The organism is Nonomuraea terrae, assembly GCF_004348995.1.
Taxonomy (GTDB): Bacteria; Actinomycetota; Actinomycetes; order Streptosporangiales; family Streptosporangiaceae; genus Nonomuraea; species Nonomuraea terrae.
Window position 1 is genome coordinate 1 of record NZ_SMKQ01000266.1, and the last position, 10,669, is coordinate 10,669.

Genomic DNA, 10,669 nt, shown 5'->3' on the forward strand with positions numbered 1-10,669 from the left:
CGGGTGCCGCAGGCCACCAGTGCGGCCAGCCGTAGTTGCGGGTATCCCGAGATGCCGTTGCCGAGTCGCTGGCGGGTGAAGACCGTAAGGTTGGCGGCACTGTCCGGGATCGGCAGCAGGGTGCCATCGATGGCGACCACCCGCAGGCCTCGCCACCACCCTGCGGCAGCGGTCGTCACCGCGGGGCCGCTGATCAGGTCGAACAGCGCCTTCATCGGTGCTGCTCCCAGTCGCTGGCGGGCTTGGCGAAGAGCGCTGCCGCTGGGCCGTACCGGCGCCAGGCCCGCCAATCCCGTGCATAACCGGTCGAAGACCTGCAGGTAGCCCAGCCCGGTGAACAACGCCGCGGCCAGCAGCAGGTAGACCGTGACTCGGGCCGGCACCAGCCGGACCCTGCGCTGCAGCGCACGAGTCTGCGCCAGCACCTCATCGACCATCTCGAACGGGACGATCCGGGTCAGTTCGCCCAGATGCCCCGGCGCGAACACCCCCGCGGCTACCCTGGCCGTTCGTTCTATGGCAACCTGTTCCAACAGCGGAGCTCCTGTGGTGAGGATGTCTTGGAGTGACAGACCTCTTCTACAGCGGCTCCGCTGCTTTGTTCACCGGTCTTGACGAACAGCCCTTTCCCCTTAACTGAACGGCGTTGGGTCTAGAGGCTGCGCGGGTCGCGCACCCGGAGGCCGAAGACCGACAGGCCCTGCTCGTGGTGCTCGATCAGGCCGAGGCGGCGGTAGAAGGCATGGTTCGCGGGTCCTTCCGGGGTGGATTCGTGGTCGGTGGTGAGGACGAAGTAGCGGCAGTGCGCGTACCGATCCTTGAGGTGCTCCAGCAGCCGGCGGCCGACACCCTTGCCGTGGTGCCGGGCGTTGACCAGCAACTCCTGCACGTAGCAGACGATCTCGTCGTCGGACACCGTCCGCGCCAGGCCGAGCAGCTTGCCCGACTCGTCCCTGGCGGTGATGACCAGGTGCGAGTTGGCCAGGCTCCGGCACACCCGGGCGACGTCGCGCGTCCACGGGTGCCAGCCGACCGAGTCGTAGAGCTCGAACACCTCGGCCTCGTCGAAGGACGTCTCCTGGGCGATGATCACCACTTATCGGGCTCCCTGATGTTCTCGGCGTGAAATGACCTGTCCGAGCCTATTCAGGGGAGGGGCGTGCCCGCAGGACGGTCGATCCTTCGTCCGGTCGGCAAGATTGGGAAGGAGACGCTGACGTCGAACGTCCCTTCGCTGGCCTTTGCGCGTTGCCGGCTGGAGTTCCAGACGATGAAGGGGCGCACTGTGCTCACTGCTGTCTGCCTGCAGGGCCGGCAGCAGTCCTTCCTGGTCTCGTCGCTCAAGGCGCGGGCCAGAACTGTGCTTTCAGCAGGGTGACGCCGACGAGGTCAGGTGTGAACTCCTCGTGGCCGAGCGCCTTGCGATGAATGGTCACCTGCCAGAGCGTGCCCCGGCGGCCCAGGTCGAACTCTTCCCCGTAAGTCGTGTCGCCGTCGTAGTCGCTCAGGGTGCACACCCTCCCGGAGACGAAGCGTACGTGTCCGGACCAGCTCCGATCCCAGGAGTCGAGCGGCGGTGGCGCCCCGTCCCAGAGCTCGTATTTGATCAGGCACCTTTCGCTGTCAATTTCGTCGATCGCGATAGCGTTGTCGCCAGTCCCGATCCAGCCGTCGGTGTCGATGTCATAGACATCCGACTCCTCCTCCACGTCCGCGATCCCGGTGAGGTACTTCAGAATCTCTCGCCGATCCAGAAGTTGGGCGATGATCTGCGTCATGATCGTCCTGATGGTCCTGTGTGTCGTGATGGTGCGCCGTCGGGGCCGCCCGCAGGCGGCCCCGACCTGCTATCGGACGTCGCTAACTGGAATTCCCGCGCTGATGACCCACGCTTCCTGCCTGATGGCCGGAATCCACGCGAGGACGGTGCTCACGCACTGGCGGTGGAGCCACGCATGAGGACCGGTTTCCCACGCCATCGACGCGCCTCATGCAGGGGGTCATGTGTTCTCGCGGCAGAGCGTGACATGCAATGGCCTGGCTTCCCGCTTGACGTGATAGCCGGATCTCATGCGGGAGCGCGCTCCCCATGCCGTCGCCAGGCTTCGCGCGGAGGTCGCGCTTCATGCGCCATTGCTGGGCGCTATGCACGATGAGGGGCTTCGGGCGTGCGATATCCGGTATCAGGGCTGAAGACCGCCTCGCGGAGGAACGTCGTCAGCGCCTCCGTGACCTCAACCGGTCGTTCCAGGGGCGGGAGGTGTCCCGTCTCCGGGAGGTCGATGCGGCGGGCGCCGGGGATGCCGCCGGCGAGCAGGCCCGAGACCTCCTGGATGCCTGGCACGTCCGACAGTCCGTTGATCACGAGTGTGGGTGCGGCGACCTCGTGCAACCGCCCGGCGGCCGGAGGGTCGAGGTACCGCTCGGTGGCCCGGGGGCCGGACCAGGAGCGTTCGAACATCAGCCGGCACATGTCCACCGCCTCCTCCCACACCGTGTCGGAGAGCGCGTCGCGATCGCGCCCGGGACCGGCGACCTGCCACAGCGTGTGCGCCTCCGCCATGGCCTGTGCGTCCGCCGGATCTACGTGACCGGCGGACCCCTCGCGGTAACGGGCCAGGCGCTCGGCGGGCACCGACGAGTGGACGCGCTCACGCGCCTGCTCCAGCATCTCCGGCGGCCAGACGTGCCCGCTCAGCCCGGAGCAGATCAGAGCGAGCCCGGCGACCCGGTCAGGCGCGGCGAGCGCCGCCTCGACGGCGTACGCGCCGCCCATCGAGCAGCCGGCCAGCGCGGCCCGCTCGACCTTCAGCGCGTCCATGACGGCGAGCAGGTCTTCGTGGTGACAGACCTCGCCGTCCGGGTCGCCGGAGCGGCCGTGGCCGCGCCAGTCGTAGCGGATCACCCGGTAACGCTCGGCCAGGCCGCGGAACTGGTGGTGCCACATGCGCATGTCGGCCACGGCGGCGTGCACGAGCACCACGGTGCCCGCCGGCGCCGGGGGCCCGGACTCCTCGTACGCGACCGCAAGCTTGTCGATCATCGGCATGCCCGCACGCTAACCCGGGCCTCGGCCGGACGCATGCCCGTTCACCGTGGGCGCAGCGAAGGCGACGGCGACGCGAATGCGCACCATTCGTCGCGCCCGGAGAGCGCAGAGAGCGCTGTCTCCGGCTGGTCGCGGACCATCAGGCGGCGCCCTGGGACGAACTGCCGGGACGACGACGGCCGCGACGCACAGGAGTCAGGAGGTCGGCTCGTGGCCCAGGCCGACCGCGACGCCGTCGCGGAAGGCCGCACCATCCGGCCGGCCGCCCGCGACTGCCGCGGGCGGCCGGCCGGGACGCCGAACGCCGAGCTCTGAAACTCCCTAGGCGTAGTCGGGGGTCATGGCGGCGGCCAGGGTCAGGTGGGAGGCGGCTTCGTCCTGCCGGCCCTGGCGCTGCAGCGTACGGCCGAGCAGGTGGCGGGCGTAGGAGTCGTCGGGCGACTCGGCCACGAGGGTCTCCAGTGCCGTGCGCGCCCGGTTGAGCTGGGCCGAAGCGAAGTACGCCCGGGCGGCCAGCATGCGCACGCCCCGGTCGGCGCCGTGCTCGTCCATCAGGGGCCGCAGCAGTGTGAGCGCGCCGAGCGGGTCGCTCTGGTCGAGCAGCGACTCGGCGTGGCGCAGCCGCAGCACCTCGGCGGGCAGCCGGCGCGGCGTGTGCCGGCTCGCGTCCTCCAGGAACTCCCTGATCGCCTCCGGCGGCTGCGCGCCCTCCAGCGCGAGGTCGTTCGCGACGATCGTGGGGGACGTGCGCACGCCCTTGGCCTTGCCGGTCAGCAGCAGCTCCCGCACCAGCTCCGGGCCGGTGCCGGCGAGATCGTCGGCGAGCCCCTCCGCGGCGGCGATCTCGGACAGCACGGCCGGGTCGCCGATGTCGCGGACCTGTACGAAGTGGGCGTTCAGCACCCGCTCCACGACGCGGCCCTGCAGCTCCGCGCCGCCCTTCTCGTACGCCAGCGCGATCAGCTGGTGCGCCCGCAGGGTGTTGGGGCGCCACTCGGCGCCCCAGTGCGGGCCCAGCCCCTCCGCGACGGCCGCGTCGGCCGCACGCGCGCGGCTCTCGGCGGGGGAGAGCCCGGGCACGCAGGCGCGCAGCGCGCCGTCGGCGATTGGGTCGCGCAGCGCCTGCTCCAGCGGCTCCGAGTGGACGGGCGCCATCGGGTCTGTCTGGTACGGCCGCCAGACCACCTCGATCGGCTCGCCGCCCCAGGAGGCGAGGGCCTTCTCCATCCGCCGCTTGCCGATGTGGGCCCACCCGCAGACGACGTCCGCCCAAATCTCGATCATCATGCCCCGTACTTTAAGCGACAAATGTCAATTAGTCAACATATGTCGTTTAAGCGATGGCTGTCGTATAGTGGCCGGTGTGAACTCGGATGATCCACGCGCGCAGCGCACCCGTGCCCGGCTCAAGGCCGCCGTGCTCGACCTGGCGGCGCGGCAGGAGCTCGCGTCCATCACGGTGTCGGCGCTGGCCAAGCGCGCGGAGGTGAACCGTGCGACCGTCTACCTGCACTATCCCGACGTGGACGCCCTGGTGACCGACGCCATGGAGGACGCCGTCGCCGCGGTCGCGCGGGCCGCCGCCCTGTGCCCGCTCGACGCGCCTCGCGACCGCGTCCCGGGCCCGCTGCGAGAGCTGTTCGAGCACGTGGCGGGAGCCGCGACCCTGTACACGCGCATGCTCGGCCCCCACGGCAGCGCCCGCTTCTCCGCCCGCCTGCGCGAACGCCTGACCGCCGAGCTCGCCGGGCGCTTCTCCGCCGGCCGGCGGCCCGCGGGGTGGGACGACGTGCCGGCCGACGTGCACGCCGCCTACCTGGCCGGCGCCCTCGTCGGCGTGATCGCCCACTGGGTGTCGGCCGGGCAGCCGGGCGGGCCCGGGGACGCCGCACTGGCCTTCTGGCGCCTCTTCCGCACCGCCTCCGCACCCGCCCCGCATGGTTGACGCGCTCCCAGCCGCCGTTGTGAAGGGGCCGGCGTGAGCCGGGCTGTGCGGTGGCGTGCGTGGGGGATGGGCTGTGCCGCCTGTCCGGCAGGTGTGGGGACGGCGCTAACCTCCCGGTCATGAACGCCAGCCAGGGACGCTCCCGCGATCTCATCCTCGGCATCGACGTCGGCACCACCGCGGTCAAGACCGCCCTGTTCACCGCCGGTGGCGCGCTGCTGCGCGCACACACCGTCGGCCATGCCACCGCGCGCCCCCGCCCCGGGTACGCCGAGCAGGACCCCGGCGACTGGTGGGACGGCTGCCTGCGCGGCATCGCCGCGGTCCTCGACGGGGTGCCGGGCGGAGACGTCCGCTCGGTGGGCTTGGTCAGCCAGGTCAACACCCATGTGTTCGCCGACGATCAGCTGCGCCCGCTGGCCCCCGCCATCACCTGGCAGGACCAGCGGTGCGCCGCCGTCGCACGGGAGCTCGACGGACGGTTCACCGCCGAGGACAAGACCCGCATCTGGGGTGGCCCGATCACGCTGGACGCCTCCCGGCTGGTCTGCCGCGCCGCGTGGTTCGGCCGCCGCCATCCGGAGCTGTGGGCCCGTACCCGCTGGGTGCTCAGCCCGAAGGACTGGGTGAACGCCCGGCTCACCGGCACGGTCCGCAGCGACGGCCTGTCCTCCGTCGGCCTGGTCGACGGCTCCGGCGACCGGTACGCGCCAGAAGCCATCGCCCTGGTCGACGGACTCGCCGAGCGGCTGCCGCCGTTGGCCGCCCCCGCCTCGCCCCTGGGGCCCGTGACCGCGGAGGGCCTCGGGCGGGTCCCCGCGGTGACCGGCACCATGGACGCGTTCGGCACCGTCTTCGGCTCGGGAACCACCGAGCCCGGCCGCGCCCTGCTGTCGTGCGGCACCTCCCTCATCGTCGCGGGCGCCTCCCGGCAGAGCCTGCCGAACCGTGGCGTGGTCACCTTCCCGCGCACCGACGGCCTGTACGTGCACGCCGCCCCGACCCAGGCCGGAGGTGACGCGCTCTCGTGGTGGAGCCGGGCTCGATCCCTGAGCGTGCCGGAGGTCCTGGATGCCGCCGCGTGCGCGCCGCCCGGCGCCTCCGGCGTGGTCTTCACCCCTCACCTGCTCGGCGAACGCGCCCCGCTGTGGGACTCCGCCGTACGCGGCGCGTTCCTCGGGCTCGGCGCGGACACCACGGACGCCCATCTGTCCCGGGCGGTCCTGGAAGGGGTCGCCATGTCCGGCCGCCAGGCGCTGGCCGCGGTCGAGGCCGCCTGCGGCGTCCCGCTGGACACCGTCACCCTGTCCGGCGGCGGCTCCCGCAGCGACCTTTGGGCGCAGATCTTCGCCGACGTGCTGCGCCGCCCCGTCGCCCGGCTGACGGCCCGCGACAGCGGAGCCGTTCTCGGCGCGGCCCTGCTCGGCGCCGTCGGCGCGGGCCTCCACCCGGACATCACCACCGCCACCCGCGCAGCGGTCCTCGTCGACCGCGTGTTCGACCCCGATCCGGCCCGCGCCGACCTGCTCGACCCGCTCTACGACGTCTACACCAGCTCGTACGAGGCGCTGCGGGACGTCCACGCCCGTCTGGACGCCTGGCGCGGCGCACAGGACTGACTCCCGGCACGAAGGCGGTGGTGGGGGCGTGCATGGTGGCGCATGATTGGTACGGTCGTCTCCGCCCGGTGACCAGGGCACGATCGAGGGGGTTCGCATGCGTCTCGGCAAGGTCTTCGCCGCTTCCTGGCGGGGGCACCGCGCGCGCTAGCCGATCGCCGGCGCGCGCCCGGCGTCACGGACGCCCGTCGCCCGTCGTGGTCATCCGCTGCCGTCGCGCCGTCGTCCGTCGGTCGCCCGGCGCGGTCGCCCGGCGCCCTGTGCCTTCCCGTCCCGTCCTCAACACGTCGTCCTGGGTGGATCCAGCCATGCTTCCCGAAGAACTCAGAACCGCGCTCGACCGCGCCCTGACCCGCTTCACGCCGCAGGAGCTCGCCGAGGCCACGGCCCGGCTCACCGAGCGCTACCGCACCGGCATCTCGACCGGTGGCAACCATCTGCGCTCGCGCGCCGACGTCGCCGCCTACGCCGCGTACCGCATGCCCGCCACCTACGCCGCCGCCGCCACGGCCCTGCGGCGGGCGGCGGCGCTGAGCCCGGGGTTCGCGCCGCGCAGCCAGTTCGACGCCGGCGGCGGCACCGGCGCCGCGATCTGGGCGGCGGCCGAGGTGTGGCCGTCGGTCGAGATGATCACCGTCATCGAGCACGACCCGCACGTCATCGACCTCGGCAGGCGCCTGGCCCGCGCGTCCCGCACGCTGGACGGCACGACGTGGCGGCAGGCGGCCATCCACCACGGCCTCGACCGGCCCGCCGCCGACCTGGTCACCATGTCGTACGCGCTGGGGGAGATCCCGGAGGCGGAGCAGGCGCAGGTCGTGCGGTGGCTGGCCGCGGACGCCGCCATGGTCGTGATCGTCGAGCCCGGCACTCCCGTCGGCTACGCCACGGTCGCCGCGGCGCGCGAGGTCCTGACCGCCTCGGGGCTGACCGTGCTCGCCCCCTGCCCGCACGACGGCCGCTGCCCGATCGAGCCGGGCCGCGACTGGTGCCACTTCTCCGTACGCCTCCCCAGGAGCCCCCTGCACCGCCGCGTCAAGGCAGGAACGCTGAGCTTCGAGGACGAGAAGTTCTCGTACGTGGCCGCCGCGGCCGTCCCGGGGCCGCGTCCCGCAGGGCGCGTCCTGCGCCATCCGCAGAAGCGCAAGGGCGTGGTCTCCCTGCGCCTGTGCAGCGACGACGGCCTCAGCGACGTGATCGTCTCCAAACGGCACGGAGACCTCTACCGGGCCGCCCGCGACGTGGAATGGGGCGACGCCTGGCCGCCGCGGTGACGCCCCGCGCACCGCCCGTCACACGATCACATGTCTCGGCACCGGAAATCAGGAAAGATCAGATTCCAGTGCCGCACCGGGTCCATTCTGGAAGTGTGCACACTGACCTCCTTCACTCCCTGTACGCCCGGCGCCTGCGCCGCCAGGTGATGGCCGGCCCGCTGCCCCGCCACGTCGGCCTGATCGCCGACGGGAACCGGCGCTGGGCCAGGCAGATGGGCCTGGCCCACCCGAGCATGGGCCACAAGTACGGCGCCGAGCACATCAGGCACGTGCTGTCGTGGTGTGAGGGCCTGGGCATCAGCCACGTGACCGTGTTCCTGTGCTCGACGGAGAACCTGCAGCACCGCGACGACGAGGAGGTGGCCCTCCTGCTGCAGGTGCTCGAGGAGATGGTCAGCGAGCACTTCGACCGTCCGGACTCCCACTGGCAGGTCCACGTCGCCGGCATGCTCGACCTCCTGCCCGACACCACGGCGCGGGCGCTCAAGAGCGCCGTCGAGGCGACCCGTACCTGCACCACCGGATTCCACCTCACGCTCGCCATCGGCTACGGCGGCCGCCAGGAGGTCGTGGAGGCCATGCGCGAGCTGCTGTACGAGCGGGCCGAGGCGGGCCAGTCGATGCAGGAGCTGGCCGCGACGCTGACCGCCGACGACATCACCCGCCACCTGTACACGGCCGGGCAGCCCAACCCCGACCTGGTGATCCGCACCAGCGGCGAGCACCGCATGTCCAACTTCCTGCTGTGGCAGTCGGCCTACTCCGAGCTGTACTTCTGCGAGGCGTACTGGCCGGCGTTCCGCGAGATCGACTTCCTGCGGGCGCTGCGCAGCTTCGCCGCCCGCCAGCGGCGCTACGGCGGATAACCGTTTGCCCCAAGGACACGTCTGCTGGTGAGGTGTCCGGATGAATCACGATGAGGTGCTGGCCCTGTTCGACCGTGAGCTGCGCCGGGAGTCCGCCCCCGACGGCCCGGGCGCCCGGGCCGAACGCGCCGGTGACGTGGTGCGCCACGTCGGCCCCGAGCACGGCTGGAACGGCGTCATCTGGTCCGGCCTCGACGACGACCGGGCGGAGGCGGCGATCGCCGAGCAGGTGCGCTACTTCGGCGCGCTCGGGCGTCCGTTCGAGTGGAAGCTGTACGGCCACGACCGGCCGGCCGACCTCGACAGGCGCCTGCTGGCCGCGGGTTTCGTCCCCGAGCCTGCCGAAACCCTCATGGTGGCCGAGGCCGCGACGGTCGCCGGGGAGGTCGTGCTCCCCGACGGCGTCAGGCTCGTCCCGGTGACGGGGCCCGAGGACGTGGAGCTGGTGGCCCGCGTGCACGAGCTCGCCTTCGGCCCGGGCGACCACATCAGGGCGCGCCTGCCCGAGCAGCTCGCCGCCGGCTCCGTCGTCGCCGTCCTCGCCATGGCGGGCGACGTCCCCGTCAGCGCCGCCCGCATGGACCTGCACCCCGGCACCCGGTTCGCCAGCCTGTGGGGCGGCGGCACCGCGCCGGAGTGGCGGGGCAGGGGCGTCTACCGGGCGCTGGTGGCCCACCGGGCCCGCGAGGCGGTCGCCCGCGGCCACCGATACCTGCAGGTGGACGCCTCCGGCCAGAGCCGCCCCATCCTCGAGCGGCTGGGCTTCGCGTCGCTCACCACGACGACGCCGTACGTCCACGCGTGAGTACCCTTGACCTGCCGCACCCACCACTCCTGAGGAGATCGACACGTTGCTGGGGACGAACCCACGCGAGCTCGGCCTGCTGGCCGACTGCGAGAGTTGCTTCGGGCTGTGCTGCGTCGCGCTGCCGTTCTCGGCCTCGGCCGACTTCGCCGCCGACAAGGACGCCGGGCAGCCGTGCCGCAACCTGCGCGACGACTTCCGCTGCGCCATCCACGCCGAGCTGCGGCCGCGCGGCTTCCCGGGGTGCACGGTGTTCGACTGTTTCGGCGCCGGTCAGAAGGTCTCGCAGGTCACGTTCGAGGGGCGCAGCTGGCGCGAGGCCCCCGGGTCGGCGCGGCAGATGTACGCCGTCTTCCCCGTCATGCGGCAGCTGCACGAGCTGCTGTGGTATCTGGCGGAGGCCCTGGAGATCGAGGCCGCCCGGCCGATCCGCCCGGCGCTGGCCGACGCGCTCGACCGGACCGAGCGGCTGACCCGGGAGAGCGCGGACGTGCTGGAGAAGCTCGACGTGGCGGCGCACCGGGCCGAGGTCAACGAGCTGCTGCTGCGGACGAGCGAGCTGGCGCGGGCCGGGCTCGGCGGCGGTGAACGCCGCGGCGCCGACCTGATCGGGGCCCGCTTGCGCGGGGCGGACCTGCGCGGGGCCAACCTGCGCGGCGCGTACCTGATCGGGGCCGATCTGCGCGGCGCCGACCTGCGGCAGGCCGATCTCATCGGAGCCGACCTGCGGGGCGCCGACCTGTCCGGCGCCGACCTGACCGGCGGCATCTTCCTCACCCAGCCCCAGGTGAACGCCGCCCAGGGCGACCAGGCCACGCGCCTGCCCGCCGCTCTCACCCGTCCCGCCCACTGGCCGGACACCGCCTCGCGCCCCGCCGGCCCCCGCCGCCGTCCCTCAGGGCGCCGCAACCGCCGCTGACCCGGCCGCGCGCTCAGGCGCCGGGCAGGCGTACGGCGATCATGGCGATGTCGTCGGTACGCGCCATGGACAGGCGGGTGAGCAGCTTGTCGCAGAACTCGTCGAGAGGCGCGTCGGCCAGGCACGCGCCGCAGCGGCGCAGCCGTTCGAGGCCTTCGTCGAGGTGCTCGCCCGGCACCTCCACCAGCC

At 72.5% G+C, this 10,669-nt stretch carries 11 protein-coding genes; 6 read left to right on the top strand and 5 right to left on the bottom strand.

The annotated features are described in order from the left end of the window. The 5 genes from E1286_RS42655 to E1286_RS42675 form a co-directional block, all read right to left on the bottom strand. A partial coding sequence (locus E1286_RS42655) for a transposase domain-containing protein (protein WP_223190887.1) occupies positions 1 to 533 on the bottom strand: 533 nt, incomplete at its 3' end. A gap of 119 nt (positions 534 to 652) precedes the next feature. Further along, a complete protein-coding gene (locus E1286_RS42660; protein WP_223190888.1) occupies positions 653 to 1,096 on the bottom strand; it encodes a GNAT family N-acetyltransferase in 444 nt (147 codons plus the stop codon). A 244-nt stretch (positions 1,097 to 1,340) separates the two neighbouring features. Then, positions 1,341 to 1,778: a hypothetical protein gene (locus E1286_RS42665; RefSeq protein ID WP_132622370.1), complete on the bottom strand. Its 438-nt coding sequence runs from the start codon at positions 1,776 to 1,778 to the stop codon at positions 1,341 to 1,343. Positions 1,779 to 2,143: 365 nt separating this feature from the next. Beyond that, complete coding sequence (locus tag E1286_RS42670) at positions 2,144 to 3,049, bottom strand: alpha/beta fold hydrolase (RefSeq protein ID WP_132622372.1); 906 nt, start codon at positions 3,047 to 3,049, stop codon at positions 2,144 to 2,146. 321 nt (positions 3,050 to 3,370) lie between these two features. After that, on the bottom strand, positions 3,371 to 4,336 hold the full coding sequence (locus E1286_RS42675; RefSeq protein WP_132622374.1) for a DsbA family protein: 966 nt from the start codon (positions 4,334 to 4,336) through the stop codon (positions 3,371 to 3,373). A 76-nt stretch (positions 4,337 to 4,412) separates the two neighbouring features. Here E1286_RS42675 and E1286_RS42680 point away from each other — a divergent pair, with 76 nt between their 5' ends. From E1286_RS42680 to E1286_RS42705, 6 genes are all read left to right on the top strand, one after another. Continuing rightward, complete coding sequence (locus tag E1286_RS42680; RefSeq protein WP_132622376.1) at positions 4,413 to 4,994, top strand: TetR/AcrR family transcriptional regulator; 582 nt, start codon at positions 4,413 to 4,415, stop codon at positions 4,992 to 4,994. A gap of 119 nt (positions 4,995 to 5,113) precedes the next feature. Continuing rightward, the gene (locus E1286_RS42685) at positions 5,114 to 6,613 is read left to right on the top strand and encodes a xylulokinase (RefSeq protein ID WP_132622378.1); all 1,500 of its coding nucleotides are present in this window, start codon (positions 5,114 to 5,116) and stop codon (positions 6,611 to 6,613) included. Between the two features lie 308 nt (positions 6,614 to 6,921). Continuing rightward, positions 6,922 to 7,887, top strand: coding sequence for a small ribosomal subunit Rsm22 family protein (locus E1286_RS42690; RefSeq protein ID WP_132622380.1), 966 nt, complete (start codon positions 6,922 to 6,924; stop codon positions 7,885 to 7,887). 149 nt (positions 7,888 to 8,036) lie between these two features. Beyond that, a complete protein-coding gene (uppS, locus tag E1286_RS42695; protein ID WP_132622388.1) occupies positions 8,037 to 8,756 on the top strand; it encodes a polyprenyl diphosphate synthase in 720 nt (239 codons plus the stop codon). A gap of 40 nt (positions 8,757 to 8,796) precedes the next feature. Beyond that, positions 8,797 to 9,561: a GNAT family N-acetyltransferase gene (locus E1286_RS42700; protein ID WP_132622382.1), complete on the top strand. Its 765-nt coding sequence runs from the start codon at positions 8,797 to 8,799 to the stop codon at positions 9,559 to 9,561. A 46-nt stretch (positions 9,562 to 9,607) separates the two neighbouring features. Further along, the gene (locus E1286_RS42705) at positions 9,608 to 10,480 is read left to right on the top strand and encodes a pentapeptide repeat-containing protein (RefSeq protein WP_132622384.1); all 873 of its coding nucleotides are present in this window, start codon (positions 9,608 to 9,610) and stop codon (positions 10,478 to 10,480) included. Positions 10,481 to 10,669: the final 189 nt, after the last annotated feature.

Bases quoted from the DNA above. Each gene is read 5' to 3' on its own strand.
- E1286_RS42665 (WP_132622370.1), bottom strand. From the start codon at position 1,778: ATGACGCAGATCATCGCCCAACTTCTGGATCGGCGAGAGATTCTGAAG.
- E1286_RS42670 (WP_132622372.1), bottom strand. From the start codon at position 3,049: ATGCCGATGATCGACAAGCTTGCGGTCGCGTACGAGGAGTCCGGGCCC.
- E1286_RS42675 (WP_132622374.1), bottom strand. From the start codon at position 4,336: ATGATGATCGAGATTTGGGCGGACGTCGTCTGCGGGTGGGCCCACATC.
- E1286_RS42685 (WP_132622378.1), top strand. From the start codon at position 5,114: ATGAACGCCAGCCAGGGACGCTCCCGCGATCTCATCCTCGGCATCGAC.
- E1286_RS42690 (WP_132622380.1), top strand. From the start codon at position 6,922: ATGCTTCCCGAAGAACTCAGAACCGCGCTCGACCGCGCCCTGACCCGC.
- uppS (WP_132622388.1), top strand. From the start codon at position 8,037: ATGGCCGGCCCGCTGCCCCGCCACGTCGGCCTGATCGCCGACGGGAAC.
- E1286_RS42700 (WP_132622382.1), top strand. From the start codon at position 8,797: ATGAATCACGATGAGGTGCTGGCCCTGTTCGACCGTGAGCTGCGCCGG.